This is a genomic window from Streptomyces sp. Je 1-369, from assembly GCF_026810505.1.
Lineage (GTDB): Bacteria > Actinomycetota > Actinomycetes > Streptomycetales > Streptomycetaceae > Streptomyces.
Genome location: NZ_CP101750.1, coordinates 437,012 through 453,442 on the forward strand (window position 1 = coordinate 437,012; position 16,431 = coordinate 453,442).

Here is a 16,431-nt window from a genome sequence, read left to right on the forward strand (position 1 = left end):
CTCGCCCCATCAGCTTCGCCCCATCGGCTTCACCCCATCCTCCCGGAGAGCTCACCATGACACCGACCGTCCCCGGCTTCGATCACCAGCACGTCCCTGTCGCGGACGGCGTACGTCTCCACGTCGCCGTCGGCGGCTCCGGCAGCCCCGTCGTGCTGCTGCACGGCTTCCCGCAGACGCACCTCATGTGGCGGCACGTCGCGTCCGACCTCGCCCAGGAGCACACCGTGATCTGCCCCGACCTGCGCGGATACGGCGCCAGCGACAAACCGGCCGACCTCGACGGGGAAACGTACTCCAAGCGCACGATGGCGGCCGACGTCGTCGCGCTGGCCCGTGCCCTCGGTCACGACCGGTTCGCCCTGGCCGGGCACGACCGCGGCGCCCTCGTCGCCCTACGGGCCGGGCTCGACCACCCGGAAGCGGTCACGCACCTCTTGTCCCTCGACGTGCTGCCGACCCTCGACATGTGGGAGGTCATGCACGGCACCACGGCCGCCGTCGGCTTCCACCTGTACCTGATGGCCCAACCGCCCGGCCTGCCGGAGGAGTTGATCGGCGGCGCCCCGGACGCGTTCTTCGGCCACTTCCTCGACATCTGGACGCGCGATCCTGCGGCGATCCCCGCCGACGTACGCGCCGCCTACCTCATGGCGTGCCGCGAAGCCGTGCCGTCCATCGTCGCCGACTACCGCGCCTCGGCCCACGTCGACGTCCGGCACGACCAGGTCGACCGGGACGCGGGCAACCGGCTCGCCATGCCGGTCTCCGTGCTCCAGCAGGACTGGGGCGCGGCGCTCGGCTTCGACGCCGCCGCGCTGTGGCGCGCCTGGGCCCCGGACCTGCGTCACGGGACCGTGTCCTGCGGCCACTTCATGGCGGAGGAGGAGCCCACCGTGGTCAGCGCGGCGATACGCGACCTGCTCACCCGCTGAGCCCCCTACCCCCTACCGCCCATCTCCCCGCCCTACGCCCTACGCCCTACGGCGGTCGAGCTGCTTGATCAGATCGGGCAAGTCATCGGCGTAGAGGTCGAACGTATCCGAGGAGGTGGGCGGGTCCCCGACGGGGCGTGCCACGTAAGCCGTGCGCAGGCCGAGGCTCTGCGCGGCACGCAAGTCCCACGCATGCGTGGCGACCATCAACAGCCGCTCCGGCGGGCGCCCGGAAACGGCGACAGCCAGGTGATAGACCGCCGGGTCGGGCTTGTAGGTCCGGGCGTCCTCGGCGGACAGCGCCTGGTGCCAGCGCAGTCCGGCGTACGCGTTGAGTTCCAGCAGCGCGGACCTGCTCGCGTTGGAGAGCCCCATCAGCGGAAACCGTTCGGCGAGCCGGGCCAGCCCTGCCACCGTGTCGGGCCACGGCGGGAGCCTGCGTCCCGCCGCGGCGAGTGCCGCCACCGCATGCGCGTCGTCGACCTGCGCGGCGGCGGCGACGAGCTGCGCGGCTTCCAGGTCGAGGGCGTCGCTGGTGAGGTAGGGCCGTACGCCGTCGACCACGTGTTGCTGCTCGCGCTCGACATGCGTCTGCCACAGCGACAGGAGCCGCTCGACCTCGGAGTCGTCGAGCGAAGGGGCGAAGGCGCCGATGCCGGCGTGGATCCCGGCGGGTTCGTCGACCAGCGTGCCGAGGACGTCGAACACGACAGCATCGATTTCGAGCTCTGGCATGGGAGTGACTCCTGAAGCGGGGCGACGAGCGGTCATGGGGCTGACGTCCTGGCGGGGACTTTGTGGACGGCCGTGTCGTCGGGACTCAGTCGCCGCCCGTCCGCGGACAGCACTTCCAGGGCGCGCAGACTCTGCCCCTGTCGGCGGTCGACCAGCTGAGAGTGCGGTTCACCGGGCGCGAAGAAGTTCTGCTCGCCCCACTGCCGCAGCGCCACGATGACGGGGAAGAGTGCCTTGCCCTTGGGTGTGAGGGCGTACTCGCGGTAGGCGCTGCCGTCCGAGGCGGGGACGGATTCGAGGACGCCGCCGTCCACGAGGGTGCGCAGGCGCGCGGTGAGGATGTTCTTGGCCACGCCGAGGCTGCGCTGGAACTCACCGAAGCGCCGGCTCCCGTCGAAGGCGTCCCGCACGATCAGCAGCGACCACCAGTCGCCGATGGCGTCCACCGACCGGGCCACCGGGCATTCACTGTCGTCGAAACGCGTCCTGGTCACCATGGCGTCCGCCTCCCGCTCTCCACCCTAGTTGCAACATGCTACCAGCGACCGCTACCGTCACCATCCCCATCTGGTAGCAACTTGCAACCAGGTGTGAGCATGAGCACAAACAGGCGGAGGTGTACGCGAATGCCCTGCGACGGCCAGGCTGTGACGCGACGACAGTTCGAAACGGCCCCGGAATGCGAAACGGCCCCAGAAGCCGCGCTCCCCCTCTCCCGCGGCATCGTGCTCCTCTTCGCCGTCGCCTGCGGGGCAGCCGTGGCCAACGTCTACTTCTCCCAGCCGCTCCTGGTGACCATGGGCCATGACCTCGCCATGAGCCCGGCACTCATCGGCAGCGTCGTCACGCTCACGCATGTCGGCTACGGCCTCGGGCTCTTCTTCCTCGTGCCGCTGGGCGACACGGCCGACCGCAGACGTCTCGTCGTGCTCCAACTGCTGCTCCTGGTCGGCGCGTTGACCGTGGTGGCCACCGCCCGCACGGCGGGAATGCTGCTCGCGGGCATGGCCGCCACGGGGCTCCTCGCGGTCGTCACGCAGACCCTGGTGGCCTTCGCGGCATCACTGGCGCCCGCCGCGAACCGCGGACGGGTCGTCGGTCTCGTCACCAGCGGTGTGGTCGTCGGAATCCTGCTGGCCCGCACCGCGTCCGGGGTGATGGCCGATCTCGCGGGCTGGCGCTCCGTCTACCTCGCCTCGGCCATACTCACCGCCCTGCTCGCGCTGGTCCTGCACCTGGTGCTCCCGCGTGGCAGCGGCACTCCGCGGACGTCCCTTCGCTACGGCGAACTTCTGCGGTCCACCGTCACCTTGTTCGCCCGGGAGCGGCTGCTGCGGCTCCGCGCGCTGTTCGGCCTGCTGGTGTTCGCCGCCTTCAGCACCCTGTGGAGCAGCGTCGCGCTGCCGCTCAGCGAGGCGCCGTACTTCCTGTCCCACAGCGCGATCGGCGCGCTCGGACTGATCGGTGCCGCCGGCGCCCTGGCCGCGTCGGTGGCGGGGGGCCTCAACGACCGCGGACTCTCCCGGCAGACCACCGGCACGGCGCTGGCCCTGCTCGCCGTCTCATGGGTGCCCTTGGCCTTCACTCGCAGCTCTCCCGCCGCCCTGATCGTCGGGGTGATCCTCCTCGACCTCGCCGTCCAGGCGGTCCACGTCACCAACCAGACCCTGATCTACGCTCTGCGCCCCGACGCGGGCAGTCGGCTGATCGGCGGCTACATGGTCTTCTACTCGATCGGCAGCGCCACCGGCGCCATCGCGGCGACCACCCTCTACACGGTGGGCGGTTGGGGTGCCGTGTGTGCACTCGGCGCGACGTTCAGCTGCCTCGGTCTCGCCCTGTGGGCGGTCACCCGGCGCTGCGCGGACGGGGTGGGTGATTGAGCGTCAAAGGCCGTTGTCAGTGCCTCCACATAGAGTGAATACATCACTCGGGGAACATCACTCGGGGAACCTCGGAGGGGGAACACTGACGTGTCCGCAAACAGGATTCAGCACAAGGTGAATCACGTCGCGCTGGTAGTGGACTGTTCCGGTTCGATGCAGCCGCACCAGAGCCAACTCATTCGCGTGGTGGACGAGTTCGTGGCGGGCCTGAAGGCCGAGTCGGACAGCCTCGGTCACGAGACCCGTATCAGCCTCTATTCCTTCGACCACAAGGTGGAGAACCTGGTCTGGGACATGGATGTGAAGCATCTCCCGTCCATGCGTGGGCTGTACCGGGTGAAGAACGGAGCGACGGCGCTCATCGAGGCTTCCCTGAAGTCCCTGGACGACCTGGGGCACATCTGGGAGGAGTACGGCGAGCACAGCTTCCTCCAGATCGTCGTCACGGACGGCGAGGAGAACGCCTCCGGCGGAGACCGGCGCCACGACGGCGACATGCGCATCCTCGGCCCGTGGCTCGACCGGATCACGGCGAAGATGGGCGGGCTGCCCGGCCACTGGACGTCCGCGATCCTCGTCCCGAACTCGCTGGCCAAGCGTACAGCGCAGAACTACGGCTTCCCGGCGGGCAACATCGCCATCTGGGACGCCGACTCCCAGAAGGGCGTCGAGGACGCGATCGGCACCGTGCGCGCCGCCGCCACCAGCTTCCTCCGCGGACGGGAGCAGGGCGTGCGCGGCACGAAGAACCTGTTCGCCGTCGGCCAGGACATATCGGTCGACGAGGTGCGCGCGAACCTCGAACCGATACCGGCCGACAAATACCGTCTCCTGAAGGTCGACAAGGAGGCAGAGATCCGCCCCTTCGTCAACTCGCATCCGGGTGTCGCCTACGAAAGGGGCGCCTGCTATTACCAGTTGGGTGCCCGGGCCCAGGTACAGCAGAACAAGGAAGTCATCGTCGTCGAGAAGGACACCGACCGCGCTTATACGGGCGACGCGGCGCGCAGCCTTCTGTTCGGTACGGGTATTCACGGAACCGTCTCCGTCAAGGCGGGCAACAATCCCAAGTTGGAGGTGTACGTGCAGAGTCGTTCGGTGAACAGGAAACTCAAGCCGAATACGCGTCTGCTCATCATGCTCTGAGAGGTCTGGGAGAAGGAGGCGAAGGACGAGTGACGGGCTACCCGGCAATCACATCAGATGAGAATTCGGGGATCTGGCAGCGTCGGCGTACTCGGACAATTCAATGACGGTGACACCGGCGTCCTCGATGCGACCGGTGCCGGACGTCTCGGGCCGCCGCCGGGCGACCACCACCCGGCGCACCCCCGCTTCGCGGACCAGCCGGGCGCAGGAGCGCCGCCCGGAGCCGTCTTCCGCGCACGGTTCGAGCGAGGCGTAGAGGGTGGCCGCGGCCAGGCGCGGGTCGTCCGGCCGGAGTTTGGCCAGGGCGCCTTCCTCGGCGTGGTGGTGCGCGCCGCTCTCGCGGGAGTAGGAGCGGGCGAGTTCGGTGCCGTCGTCGGCCACGACGACGGCACCCGCGCTGAGCTCCGACTCCGAGGGCGGACTCGCCGTGGCGAGCTGGCAGGCGACGGCGAGCCAGGCCCCGTCGGCGACGGTGGTCCGGTCGCCGGGCCCGGGCCGGCCGCAGGCGACGGGAGAGTGATCGTTCACGTTCATGGAGTGTCGTTCTCCTCGAGGGCTACCGCAGGAGTACCACGCCCCCCGCCACGGCTCGGTCAGAACGTACGTGTGCCCGGCATTTCCTCGACAAGACATCGGGTGGCCGTGTCAGCGACGTCGGAGACCTGCAGTTTCCTGCCCGTCGGCGCGGGATGAAACGATCGGGGGATGTCTGACTTGATCATTGCCGCCTGTGACGGAGCGGCGAAGAAGAATCCCGGGCCCGCGGCCTGGGCCTGGGTGGTCGCCGACGCGGACGGCCACCCGCAGCGCTGGGAAGCCGGTCCGCTCGGCCACTCCACGAACAACGTGGCCGAGCTGACCGCGCTGGCGGAACTCCTGGAGGCCACCGACCCCGCCGTGCCGATCGAGGTACGGATGGACAGCCAGTACGCGATGAACGCGGTCACCAAGTGGATCGCGTCCTGGAAGCGCAACGGGTGGCAGACCGCGGCGAAGAAGCCGGTCGCCAACAAGGAGCTCGTCGTACGCATCGACGCACTGCTGCAGGGCCGCGAGGTGACGTTCCGGCACGTGGCGGCGCACCGCGTGGACGGCGACCACCTCAACGCGATCGCGGACGTCGCGGCCAGCGACGCCGCGACGAGCCAGCAGCCCGCGGGCACGGCCCACGGCGCGACGGAGATCCCGGAGCCGCGGGCGGAACGCATGACCTCCTCCCCCGCGAGCCGCGCACCCCGCAAGGCCACCGCCGGTACGAAGAGGGCGAGCTCGGGTAAGGCGTCCTCGGGCGCCGTCATCAAGGCCAAGTACCCCGGCCGCTGCCACTGCCAGAAGCCGTACGCCGCCGGCGAGAAGATCGCCAAGAACGCACAGGGCTGGGGCCACGTCGAGTGCCGGGAGACCGCGGGCGAGTGATCCGGCCGGGCTCTTCGGCGGCGGTGAGGATCACGCGGCGCATGACGGCCGTTGCGGCATTCGGGCGAGGACGCGTGTCCGACAAGGGGAACGCGCGTTGATCACCGCGGGCGCCCAGAGTTGTGCTGCTCCGGTCGCGCACGGCGTGTCGTGACCCGACCGGGCGCCCTCAGGCACATTCGACTGCAAGGAGATCCACCATGTCCGCAACGAAGAAGACGCTGAGCGTGGTCCTGGGCACCGGCGCCCTGGTGATGGGCGCTGCGGGTCTGGCTTCGGCCGACGCCGGCGCGCAGGGCGCGGCCCAGAACTCGCCGGGCGTCATCTCGGGCAACACCATCCAGGCCCCGATCCACATCCCGGTCAACGCGTGTGGCAACACCATCAACGTCGTCGGCCTGCTGAACCCGGCCTTCGGCAACACCTGCGTCAACGACTGACCTGACACCCCGCGCCGCGGAGACCGTGCGTCGGCCTCCCGCGGTGGGCAGGAGCAAGCGCGCCGCCGACCTTCCCTTTCGGCGGCGCGTTTTCGTGCGTCGTGGGGGGGGCGCACCCGGCGGTGAGCGGGACTACCAGTTGTCCGGCCGCACCTCGTAGGTGAGGGTGTAGTGGGCGCCGTCACCGCGGAACACGGCGACCTGCTCGCCGCGGCCCGAGACGGCGGAGCTGATGTGGAAGTCGCCCAGGTGGTCGTTGGGGTCGAGGGTGTCCTCCTCCCACACGGAGACGACGTCCGCCGCGCTGTTGGACAGGGTGAACGGCCCGTTGTTGACGTTGATGACGTCACCCTTGTTGATGTCCCCGCGCCCCCAGACGCGGCCGCCGCGGAAGTCCACCCACGTTTCGTCCTCGCTGCCGTCCTCGGTCTCGATGCACCGCAGCTGGTAGAACTTGACCTGGTATCCCATGTCCTTCTCCCTGATCCTTCTCCTCGTCGGACGGGTTTCCGACACCCACGAGAATGCGCGCATCAGGACTACCATCGCGTCCACTCTGGAGTGGATTACCGGTGTACGACCCTGGGTGTACGTTTCTGCGTGGAGACGAGCACGTTTGATGGACCCATGAGCGACTCGAGCGACCCCATGGATACGTCAACCGCGCTGGTCAAAGCCGCGGACGTCGTCCTCGAACCCATCGGCGCCCGAGCGCTCCTCGTGGACCGGGACGTGCTCCTCGTCCCCGATCCGCCGCCGCTCCTCGTCGAGCCGCCGGGGGCACTGGTCGCGGTGATCTCGCCGGTGCCCGAAGGAAGTGGCCCCGTGGAGCGGATCGGGGTGGCCGACATCGAGCACCTCATCCAGGGCGAGGGCCAGGACCAGGACCGGGACGAGGGCCTCGACCTGGGGCAGGGCCAGGACGAACCCCCGTCGGGCGTGCTGGCCAGCGTCGTCCGGCTCTCCGGCCCCTCGCGCTATGTGGTCAGTGCCGAGCCCGCCACCCAGCAACGGCTGGCCGAGGCGCTGCGCACCGAGGACGGCGACCTGTGGGCGGCGATGCGCGAGCTCGGCTACGACTCGCCGGTGCCCACCCGCCCCAGGAAGGCGAGCCTGACGGCACTGAGCGAGGACCGGCTCGACGCGCTCGCGGCCGGACCCTGCCGCGTCATCCGCACCTGCCTGCCCCACCCGCCGCACCCCGACACGCCGCACCCGCCGACCGGACCGTGATGACCGGCCCCGGAACCGTCCTCGGCAGGCTGTACCGGGCAGCGCCCGTCGTACAGGACGCGGTGCTGGCCGCGGCCCTCCTGCTGCCCGACCTGTTTCTCTTCTCGGACTTCGCACTCCCCCACGTCGGAGTGGCCGACCGGCTGCTCACGGTCGGGTACGCGGTCCTCGGCTACGCGGCACTCGCGGTACGGCGGCGAGCACCCGGCGCGGTGTTCTGCTGCGTGTGGGCGCACGCACTCGGCGGTGAACTCCTCACCGCCGCAGGGACGTTCGACTACAGCCCGACCCTGGCCCTGCTCGCCGCGCTCTACACCGTCGCGGCGCTGCGAAACGCCCGGCCTGCCGTGCTGGCGCTGGTCTCCGTGGCGGTGCCGGTCGCGCTCTCGGTGCGGGCGGCGCTCGCCGACGTACCCGATGCGGAGCAGCTCACGTCCCTGCTCGGGGTCGCCTGCTTCTACGGGCTGCTCAATCTGGAGGTGTGGGCGGTCGGCCGTTGGGTGCGTGCGGGGCGCGCCGCGGCGGTCCGGGACCGACTCGCGGTGGCCCGCGCGGAGGAGGCGGTGCTGTCCGAACGGGCGCGTACGGCACGGGAGTTGCACGACGTCGTCGCCAACGCGGTCACCGTCATGGTGCTGCAGGCGGGCGGGGCCCGCCATGTGCTGCGGACCGACCCGGACCGGGTCGAGAACGCGCTCGACCAGATCGAGTCGAGCGGCAAGACCGCCGTCGCCGAGCTGCGGCACATGCTGCTGGTGCTGCGCACCGAAGGCGAGCGGGCCGCCGCCGAGGGGCCGGGCTTCGGCCTCGCCGACCTGGACCCGCTCCTGAACGGGGTGCGCCAGGCAGGTCTGATCGCGCACTTGCGCGTCACCGGCGTCCCCGCCCCGCTCACCAGGAACGTCGACCTGACCGCGTACCGGCTGGTGCAGGAGGCCCTGACCAACGCGGCCAAGCACGCGGGCCCCGGCGCGGTCACGGTCGTACGCCTCGACTGGCACGGAGCGGACGGTCGGCTCGCGATCGCGGTCGAGGACGACGGGCGGGGCTTCCCGTCGGCCACCCGCTCCGACCTGTCCACCGGTCACGGCCTGCTGGGGCTGCGCGAGCGGGTGGCGGTGTGCGGCGGCACGTTCGAAGCAGGTCCGGTCGGGGACGACGGCTTCCGTGTCGCCGCGGAGCTGCCGACGGCGAAACTCTCCCCGCAGGAGGTCGGAGCGTGATCCGGGTACTGATCGCCGACGATCAGGCGATGGTGCGTTCCGCGCTCGCCATGCTGCTCACCGGCGAGGACGGCATCGAGGTGGTCGGCGAGGCCGCTGACGGCGCGGAGGCGGTGGCGCGCGTCGCCGAGCTGCGTCCCACGGTCGTCGTGATGGACGTACGGATGCCCGGTACGGACGGTGTCGAGGCGACCCGGCAGATCACCTCCGACGCCTTTCCCGGCGAGGCCCGGGTGCTGGTCCTGACGACGTACAACGTCAGTGAAGCCGTCTATCAGGCGTTGCGCGCCGGGGCCTCCGGTTTTCTGCTCAAGGACGCGGCGCCCGGCGAGCTCGTGAGCGCGGTCCGTGCGCTCGCCGAGGGGGACGGCTGGCTGGACCCGGCGGTGGTCGCCGACATGCTGGCCGAGTTCGCCGCCCGGCCGGAGAGGATCAGACCGGCTCCCGCGGAGCTGGCGGCGCTCACCGGCCGGGAGCGCGAGGTCCTCGTCCTGGTGGCGCACGGCTTCTCCAACGCGGAGATCGCGGCCCACCTGTTCATCGGCGAGGCGACGGTCAAGACCCACATCGGGCGGATCCTCCTGAAGCTCGGCATGCGGGACAGGGCTCAGGTGGTCGCCGCGGCCTACCAGTGCGGGCTGGTCACACCCGGCTCGTCCCCGCCGCTGCCCTGACCCGCCGATTCCCACGCGGATCAGCTCTGCGCGGTCGGCCGTACGACGATCTCGTTGACGTCGACGTCGGCGGGCTGCTCGACGGCGAACGCGATGGCCCGCGCGATCGCGACCGGCGGGATCGCGAGCTCGTCGCGCATCCGCGCGATGTCCGCACGGACCCGCTCGTTGCTCGACGCGTCGGCGAATCCGGTGGCCGTCACCCCGGGCGAGACGGTGGTCACGCGCAGCGCGGGCCCGGCCTCCTGACGGAGCCCCTCGCAGATGGCGCGGACGGCGACCTTCGTCCCCGCGTACACGGCCATCGACGGTACGACGCGGTACGCCGCCGTCGACGCGGTCGTGACGAACTGGCCGCCTCCCTGGGCGCGGAAGACCGGCAGCGCCGCGCCGATGCCGTGCAGCAGCCCCTTGATGTTGACGTCGACCATGTGGTCCCACTCGTCGGTGCGGAGATCGTCCAGCGGCGAGACGGTGCCGACGCCCGCGTTGCTCACCAGTACGTCGAGGCGACCGAACCGCTCCTGCGCGAGCGCGACCAGGGCGTGCAGGTCGTCGCCGCGGGTCACGTCCGTGCGCAGGCAGACGGCTTCCCCGCCCGCTTCCGTGATCCGCCCGGCCAGCTCCTCCAGCCGTTCGGTGCGGCGTGCGCCCAGGACGAGACGTGCCCCGCGCTCCGCCAGGAGCAGCGCGGTCGCCTCGCCGATGCCGCTGCTCGCCCCGGTGATGGCCACGACCTTGCCGTTGATGCTGCCTGTCATGCGCTGGACTCCGCTCATGTGGTGCCGTTCTTCGTTCGGTTCACCCACACTCTGCGGGGCCCTTAATCTGGTATCCAGAACGGACTTATCCTGGAATCAAAGGTGGTACCCATGGGCGAGACGCAGGACCGACGCACGGAGCTCGCCGCGTTCCTGCGCAGCCGCAGGGAGCGCGTCACGCCTCGTGAGGTGGGCCTGCCGTCGACGCGGCGGCGCCGCACGCCCGGGCTCCGGCGGGAGGAGCTGGCCCTGCTCGCCGGGATGAGCGCCACCTGGTACACGTATCTCGAGCAGGGCCGGGACATCCGGGTCTCGGACCAGGTACTCGGCGCGATCGCCGACGCCCTGCGCCTCGCCCCGCACGAACACGACCACTTGTTCCGGCTGGCCGGACGCGCTCCCACAACCGTGCCGTCGGAGCCGGAATCACTGGCTGCCGAGGTCGCGGCCGTCCCTCTGCTGCTCCAGCCGCACCCGGCGTACCTCATCGACGGCACGTACGACGTACTCAGCCACAACCCGGCGGCCGAGGAGCTGTTCCCGCACCTGCGCACGGGCGCGGACCGGCCGGCCAACCTCGCGCGCTGGGTCTTCCTGGAACCCGCGGCCCGCGAAGTCCTGGTCGACTGGGAACCCGAGGCCCAGGGCCTGCTCGCCCGGCTCCGCACCCTCACCGGCGCCCACCCGGGCGACCCCCGGTACACGCGGCTCATCGAGGAACTGCACACCGGCAGCCCCGAAGTGCGGGCGTGGTGGCCGCGGTTCGACGTCGAGCAACGCCGCGGCGGCCACAAGCGACTGCGGCCGCCGGGGCGCGACGTCATCACGTACGCGTACACGGCGTTCCACGTGGCCGGACGCCCCGACCAGACGCTGGTGATCTACGCCGAGTCGAACGACCGCACGCGGGTCACCGACCCCACCGCCCCGAGGAAGGCGTAACCGGGGACCACGCGCCCATCCACTGCTCGGCCCTGTTCTCCGTCGTCACAGGCAGGCGATCAGTTCCTCCCTGCCGGTCACGCCGGTCTTGCGGTAGACCGCCTTGAAGTGGTCGTTCACGGTGTGCGGTGACAGGTCGAGGCGGCGTGCGATCTGTTTGGCGGCGAGTCCTCGAAGCGCCTGCTCGACGACCATCCGTTCCCTGGGCGAGATGCCGTACCACTGGGCGAGCGCGGGCAGCAGTTCCGCGGCCGGGGCGGGCTGGAGGGTGACCACGACGTCGCCCGTCATCGCGCCGTCGAGCGGGTGCGCCTGGAGCGAGAACCAGCCCAGAGGCGTGGGGGCTCGTGTGATCGCGGGCATGCCCGTGCGCCGGGCGGTGTAGGTGATGTGCCAGATGAAGCTGAACAGCTCCTGGTCACTGGCCGGGTAGACGCCGGGCAGGATCCCGCGCAGCGCGTCGCGTCCTGTCGGCGTCGCCCCGGCGATCTCGTCGTTCTTGCCGATGACGACGATGGCCGGCGGCAGATGGACTTCCCGGGGTCGCAGCGGTTTGTCCGTCACGTACCGCGTCACGGCCGAGGCGAGCGGCTCCGCCAGTTCCGCGGCGCGTACGGTCTCCGACGGTGAGAAGGGTCTGGCGCCCCGCTCCCGCAGCAGCACCAACGCGCCCCGGGCGACGCCGCGTCGGGACAGGGCGATGCACAGCTCGCTGCCGTAGTCGTCGGCCGCCATGATGCCGTGCAGTCGACGCGTGTCGGGGCACGGATCCTGCGCTCCCGCGCCGAGCACGACGGCCGGGCAGGGGCCGTGGAGGAGATCGGCGACGGGCCTGCGGGTCCGGCCGAGGGCGTTCGCCCGGTCCATCCGGCGCCGTGCGCGGCTGCTGTAGCTGTTCTCGCAGGCGAGAAAGCAGCGCGCGCCCGTGACGGGGTCGAACCCGGAGAGCAGGTATCCGTCGTGCGGCAGGACCCTGCCGAGGTGCTGTGACAGTACGCTGCCCAGCTCCGCCACGGTCCGCGCTCGCGCCGCCGCCTCCGGCACGGCGCGGCTCACCGCGTCCACGGAACCCGCCCCCAAGACCATGGGTCGAGCGTGGCAGCTGCGCCCGTGCAACTGCCACGGTTTTTCCGTGCCTTGACGTTACGTCCGGTAGTGCGCGAACAGCGGGCCCGCCGGTCCCTAGGCGGTCGGGACGGCCGCGGCCTCCAGGGATTCGGCGGCCTCGGCCGCCGTGTAGCTGGAGGCGAAAGTGAACGCCCGCGGAGAAGGACCGTTCGCCTGCAAGTGCGCCAGCCGCTCCAGCCCCTCGTCCACCGTAGGGACGTGTCCGGCGGGCACCCACCACAGCACCAGGTCCGACTCGACGTGCCGGTCGAACCATTCGCGTCGCCGCCGCATCACCTCCAAGTGCCCGCTGCGGTACGTGAATTCCCACAGGGCCTCAGGGGTCTCCCAGACCGACATGGTGACGATGACGTCCTCGCCCGCCGGACGCAGCGCGGTGGCGTCGGGCGCCCCCTCCTCGACGAGCCGCCACACGAATCCGGGCGCGCCGTCGGCGGCGGCGTTGACGGGGTTGAGCTGCTCGACGAACGACGCCGTGCGCGGGTCGTCCAGGGGGTGCAGGAGCTTGGCGAGGTTGAGCTCGGCGAGGTGGGCGGCAGGCGTGGCTGAGGTCATGCCCTCATCCCAGCACGAGCCGCTTTTCTATGTCAATCAATATTGTTTTTAGAAGGTTCGAGGATCACGCAGCACTCCCCGGGCCGGGCGTCCATCCGCGCGCGCACGGCCCCGTCCGCGCCGATCAGCCCTTCGAGCAGCGCGAGATTCATGCCGCAGACCAACGGCGGGAAGCGCTCGGCGACAGCGTGGAAGGGGCAGTTGCGCATGCGGACGACGCGGGCCGCCGCCCCGCCGCCCGCCTCGTCCTCCGAACCTTCGATGTGCGGCTCGTAGCCGCGCGCGGCCAGCAGCTCCATGGCCGCGTCGAGGTCGTCGCAGGGCTCGGCCGAGCCGCGCAGGGCCTCGCCCCGACGGCGGGCCGCCGCGCAGAGCCCGGCGTCCAGACCGGCCTCTTCGGCGGCCTCGGCGAGCAGTTCGGCGGCGGTGCGGTAGTCGCGGGCGGGCAGCGAGACGGACCGTTCGGCCCGCGACCGCGTGTAGACCTTGGCGGGGCGGCCCGCCCCCGGCCCCGAACGGCCCGTCAGGCGGCGGCTGCCGCTCTCCAGGAGCCCAGCAGCGGCCAGCTTGTCCAGGTGGTGCGCCGCGAGCGTGCGGGCCACTCCGGTCGCCTCCGCGGCCTCGTTGCGCCCGACCTCACGGCCTTGCCCCGCCACGTACTCGTACAGGCGACGCCGCACCGGATCCTGCAGCGCCGCGATCGCGTCGATGTCCTCCACCTGGCCATTCTAGGAACAACACCGGTGGGAGACGTTCCTCAGCCGGAGGCGTGGGCCGCCGGCTCGTCCAGGAGGAACGAGGCCACGAGGGACGTGACCACCTCGGGGCGCTGCAACGGCAGCATGTGGTCGCAGTCGGGAAACGTGACGAACCTGCTGCCCTCGATCGTCGCGGCGAAGACCAATTGCCGCTCGGGCGGGTTGAGGTGATCGTGGTCGCCGCTGAAGACCAGCGTGGGAACCCCGGACAAGCCGCCGTGCAGGGGGCGGTGCCGGGTGATCAGAGCGGTGGCCAGCAGGTCGACCTTGCGCGGCACCTGTGCCGCGTTGCGCATGAAGCGCCGCAGATACCTGCGGGTCAGTTCGCGACGGTGGACATGGTGGCTCTCGTCGAGGCACAGCAGCCCGTCGGCCATCAGGGCGGCGAAACCGTCGGCGTCGCCGGCCCTGGCGCAGCCGACGGCGGTGCGCAGGTGAGTCCCGATCTCTTCGGTGACGTCGCCGGGGACGCCGCCGAGGAGCAGCCGTGCGACGCGCTCGGGGTGGCCCTGCGTGTACTGGAGCGCGACGGCCGCGCCCAGCGAGTAGCCGTACAGGTTGACGCGGGCGGCGCCGAGGTCCTCGACGATGCTCGCGAGTCCTTCGCAGAGGAGGTCGAGGCCGTCCCCGCCCTGGAACGCGGCGGGGTCGAGGCCCGGCAGGTCCACGGTGACCAGGCTCGCCCTCGGCAGGACGACCCCCTCCAGATACGCCCAGTCGTACAGGCCCTCCAGCACTCCGCCCAGCGCGATGACGGGCTCGGCGGACGGCTCGCCGAGCATCTCCGTGGCGGGGTCCGACTGCCGCAGCACACGGTAGGTGTACGGCACCCCGTGGGCAGTCACTGTGCGGACGTATTCCTCGATCATGCTTCTTTCCGGTTCAGTCTCGGGCGATCAGTCTCGGGCGAGGACGAGTACGGAGTTGTGCCCGCCGAAGCCGAGCGACGTACTGACGGCACAGTCCAGGCGGGCGGGCCTGGCGGTCTCGGCCACCACTTCGACCGGCACGCGCGGGTCCTGCGTCCGGAGGTTCACGGTGGCCGGCACCAGCTGCTCCTCCAGAGCGAGGACGGTGAACACGGCCTCGATGCCGCCGGCGGCGCCCAGCGTGTGTCCGGTCATGGACTTGGTGGAGGTCACCAACGGGCCCTCGCCCAGGACGCGGTGCAGTACGGCGGCTTCCACGAGGTCGTTCATGACGGTGGACGTGCCGTGGGCGTTGACGTGGCCGACGTCGCGCGGAGCCACGTCCGCGTCGGTCAGCGCGGCGCGCAGCGCCAGCTCGATGCCTGCTTCGCTCGGGGCGACGGGCGAGGAAGCCTCGCTGGAGGTGGCCGCCCCGTACCCGCGGACGGTGGCACGAGCCTTGGCGCCGCGGGCCCTGGCGTGCTCCGCACGTTCGAGGACGAGGATCCCGGCCCCCTCCCCCACCACGAACCCGTCCCTGTCGACGTCGAAGGGACGGCAGGCGGCGGCGGGGTCCGTCGTACGGGTGGACAGCGCCTTCGCGTTGCACGTACCGGCGAAGACGGCCCGGGAGGCCATGGACTCCGCGCCGCCCGCGACGGCGATGTCGCAGGCTCCCGCGCGCAGCAACTGCAGGGCGGTGCCGATCGCGTCGGTGCCGGAGGAGCAGGCCGTGGCCACCGCGAGGCTGGGCCCGCGGGTGCCGAGGTCCCGGGCGATGCTGCCCGCCGCCCCGTTGACGACGGTCAGCGGCGCCATCCTCGGGGAGACCCGGCGGGGGCCGCGCTCGGTGAGGACGCGGTGCTGCTCGTCGTAGAAGGTCAGGCCGCCGTGGGCGGAGCCGACGACCACCGCGACGCGAGCGCTGTCCCACACGTCGGGCCCGAGCCCTGCGTCCGCCACGGCCTCCCGGGCCGCGACGACGGCCAGCTGGGCGAAGCGGTCCATGAGCCGGTGACTGGCCACGCCGAGCACGGCGTCGACGTCGAGGTCGCCGTCGTCGATGGTGTACATGAAGTCGCAGGGCAGGTCCTGCAACGAGTCCGGCCGCCGCACTCCTTGGGGCGTGGTGGCGTTGGTGACCTGATGCCAGGTGTGCTTCACGCCGACGCCGGCGGCGGTCACCAGACCGACACCGGTGACGGCGACCGCGGCGGGTTCCCGTGTCGCCGCCGCAGCCGCAGCCGCGTTCGCATGCGGGTTCGCGTTCAGTGCTGTCATGCCGACCCTGCCCTCTGGCGTACGACAGCCATGAGCGTGGCGACGGTGTCGCGCGAGGAGAGGGTCTTGTCTGCCAGATCGATGGCGCACTCGTCCTCGATCTGCAGGAGTAGTTCCTCCAGCGCGAGGGAGTCGATGGACAGTTGGTAAAGGGGGGCGTCCGAGGACACGTCGTCGAGACGGACCCCGAAGTTCTTCTGCAAAAGAACCGTCACACGCTCAGTTGCTTCCACGTCGGTACCGCTCCTTGGTCGCGATGGTCGACTGGGGAACGCGCCACCGCACGGGAGGTCACGGGTCACGGGTGGCGGGGTGTGCATTCCCCTGCGCCGACGCGGCGTTCGCATATGCCGCGGGAAGTCGCGGGGTGCCGCTGTTCTGCGCTGACGGCGGGTCGGCCGAATGCC

Annotated in this window: 20 protein-coding genes; 9 read left to right on the forward strand and 11 right to left on the reverse strand. The window is 71.0% G+C overall.

What is annotated here, in order from left to right; all coding sequences use genetic code 11:
• The first annotated feature begins 56 nt into the window (after window positions 1–56).
• Window positions 57–935 (forward strand): alpha/beta fold hydrolase, encoded by an 879-nt coding sequence (locus NOO62_RS01970; RefSeq protein ID WP_268769137.1) that lies wholly within the window; start codon window positions 57–59, stop codon window positions 933–935.
• Between the two features lie 39 nt (window positions 936–974).
• Here NOO62_RS01970 and NOO62_RS01975 read toward each other — a convergent pair whose 3' ends face one another.
• Window positions 975–1,670 carry a haloacid dehalogenase type II gene (locus NOO62_RS01975; protein WP_268769138.1) on the reverse strand — a complete coding sequence of 232 codons (696 nt, stop codon included), beginning with the start codon at window positions 1,668–1,670 and terminating at the stop codon, window positions 975–977.
• Between the two features lie 32 nt (window positions 1,671–1,702).
• Window positions 1,703–2,167 carry a winged helix-turn-helix transcriptional regulator gene (locus NOO62_RS01980; protein WP_268769139.1) on the reverse strand — a complete coding sequence of 155 codons (465 nt, stop codon included), beginning with the start codon at window positions 2,165–2,167 and terminating at the stop codon, window positions 1,703–1,705.
• 129 nt (window positions 2,168–2,296) lie between these two features.
• Here NOO62_RS01980 and NOO62_RS01985 point away from each other — a divergent pair, with 129 nt between their 5' ends.
• Window positions 2,297–3,553, forward strand: a complete 1,257-nt coding sequence (locus tag NOO62_RS01985; RefSeq protein ID WP_414930754.1) for an MFS transporter — start codon at window positions 2,297–2,299, stop codon at window positions 3,551–3,553.
• Window positions 3,554–3,643: 90 nt separating this feature from the next.
• Entirely contained in the window at window positions 3,644–4,702 is a 1,059-nt protein-coding gene (locus tag NOO62_RS01990; protein ID WP_268769141.1) for a vWA domain-containing protein, read from the forward strand.
• 48 nt (window positions 4,703–4,750) lie between these two features.
• On the opposite strand, the gene NOO62_RS01995 is transcribed toward NOO62_RS01990, so the two are convergent.
• Complete coding sequence (locus tag NOO62_RS01995; RefSeq protein WP_268769142.1) at window positions 4,751–5,239, reverse strand: hypothetical protein; 489 nt, start codon at window positions 5,237–5,239, stop codon at window positions 4,751–4,753.
• Between the two features lie 171 nt (window positions 5,240–5,410).
• Between NOO62_RS01995 and NOO62_RS02000 the strand changes: the two genes are divergently transcribed.
• Together NOO62_RS02000 and NOO62_RS02005 are read left to right on the forward strand one after the other, a co-directional pair.
• The gene (locus NOO62_RS02000; RefSeq protein ID WP_268769143.1) at window positions 5,411–6,121 is read left to right on the forward strand and encodes a ribonuclease H family protein; all 711 of its coding nucleotides are present in this window, start codon (window positions 5,411–5,413) and stop codon (window positions 6,119–6,121) included.
• 200 nt (window positions 6,122–6,321) lie between these two features.
• Window positions 6,322–6,561, forward strand: a complete 240-nt coding sequence (locus NOO62_RS02005) for a chaplin (protein ID WP_268769144.1) — start codon at window positions 6,322–6,324, stop codon at window positions 6,559–6,561.
• A 132-nt stretch (window positions 6,562–6,693) separates the two neighbouring features.
• On the opposite strand, the gene NOO62_RS02010 is transcribed toward NOO62_RS02005, so the two are convergent.
• Window positions 6,694–7,032 (reverse strand): hypothetical protein, encoded by a 339-nt coding sequence (locus NOO62_RS02010; protein ID WP_268769145.1) that lies wholly within the window; start codon window positions 7,030–7,032, stop codon window positions 6,694–6,696.
• 156 nt (window positions 7,033–7,188) lie between these two features.
• Between NOO62_RS02010 and NOO62_RS02015 the strand changes: the two genes are divergently transcribed.
• Genes NOO62_RS02015 through NOO62_RS02025 form a run of 3 tightly spaced genes read left to right on the forward strand, consistent with a single transcriptional unit; the run spans window position 7,189 to window position 9,691 of the window.
• The gene (locus NOO62_RS02015) at window positions 7,189–7,794 is read left to right on the forward strand and encodes a hypothetical protein (RefSeq protein ID WP_268769146.1); all 606 of its coding nucleotides are present in this window, start codon (window positions 7,189–7,191) and stop codon (window positions 7,792–7,794) included.
• Window positions 7,794–9,017 carry a sensor histidine kinase gene (locus NOO62_RS02020; RefSeq protein ID WP_268769147.1) on the forward strand — a complete coding sequence of 408 codons (1,224 nt, stop codon included), beginning with the start codon at window positions 7,794–7,796 and terminating at the stop codon, window positions 9,015–9,017. Before NOO62_RS02015 ends, NOO62_RS02020 begins: the two co-directional genes overlap by 1 nt.
• Window positions 9,014–9,691, forward strand: a complete 678-nt coding sequence (locus tag NOO62_RS02025) for a response regulator (RefSeq protein WP_268769148.1) — start codon at window positions 9,014–9,016, stop codon at window positions 9,689–9,691. The genes NOO62_RS02020 and NOO62_RS02025 overlap by 4 nt, the downstream gene beginning before the upstream one ends.
• A gap of 20 nt (window positions 9,692–9,711) precedes the next feature.
• On the opposite strand, the gene NOO62_RS02030 is transcribed toward NOO62_RS02025, so the two are convergent.
• On the reverse strand, window positions 9,712–10,452 hold the full coding sequence (locus tag NOO62_RS02030; protein ID WP_268769149.1) for an SDR family oxidoreductase: 741 nt from the start codon (window positions 10,450–10,452) through the stop codon (window positions 9,712–9,714).
• A 111-nt stretch (window positions 10,453–10,563) separates the two neighbouring features.
• On the opposite strand from NOO62_RS02030, the gene NOO62_RS02035 reads away from it, so the two are divergent.
• Window positions 10,564–11,394: a helix-turn-helix transcriptional regulator gene (locus NOO62_RS02035; protein WP_268769150.1), complete on the forward strand. Its 831-nt coding sequence runs from the start codon at window positions 10,564–10,566 to the stop codon at window positions 11,392–11,394.
• A 45-nt stretch (window positions 11,395–11,439) separates the two neighbouring features.
• On the opposite strand, the gene NOO62_RS02040 is transcribed toward NOO62_RS02035, so the two are convergent.
• From NOO62_RS02040 to NOO62_RS02065, 6 genes are all read right to left on the reverse strand, one after another.
• Window positions 11,440–12,480 (reverse strand): helix-turn-helix transcriptional regulator, encoded by a 1,041-nt coding sequence (locus NOO62_RS02040; protein ID WP_268769151.1) that lies wholly within the window; start codon window positions 12,478–12,480, stop codon window positions 11,440–11,442.
• 96 nt (window positions 12,481–12,576) lie between these two features.
• The gene (locus NOO62_RS02045; protein WP_268769152.1) at window positions 12,577–13,077 is read right to left on the reverse strand and encodes a DUF3291 domain-containing protein; all 501 of its coding nucleotides are present in this window, start codon (window positions 13,075–13,077) and stop codon (window positions 12,577–12,579) included.
• 32 nt (window positions 13,078–13,109) lie between these two features.
• Complete coding sequence (locus NOO62_RS02050) at window positions 13,110–13,796, reverse strand: helix-turn-helix transcriptional regulator (RefSeq protein WP_268769153.1); 687 nt, start codon at window positions 13,794–13,796, stop codon at window positions 13,110–13,112.
• Window positions 13,797–13,834: 38 nt separating this feature from the next.
• Window positions 13,835–14,704 (reverse strand): alpha/beta fold hydrolase, encoded by an 870-nt coding sequence (locus tag NOO62_RS02055; protein WP_268769154.1) that lies wholly within the window; start codon window positions 14,702–14,704, stop codon window positions 13,835–13,837.
• Window positions 14,705–14,731: 27 nt separating this feature from the next.
• On the reverse strand, window positions 14,732–16,024 hold the full coding sequence (locus NOO62_RS02060) for a beta-ketoacyl-[acyl-carrier-protein] synthase family protein (protein ID WP_268769155.1): 1,293 nt from the start codon (window positions 16,022–16,024) through the stop codon (window positions 14,732–14,734).
• Window positions 16,021–16,257, reverse strand: coding sequence for an acyl carrier protein (locus NOO62_RS02065; protein ID WP_268769156.1), 237 nt, complete (start codon window positions 16,255–16,257; stop codon window positions 16,021–16,023). The genes NOO62_RS02060 and NOO62_RS02065 overlap by 4 nt, the downstream gene beginning before the upstream one ends.
• Window positions 16,258–16,431: the final 174 nt, after the last annotated feature.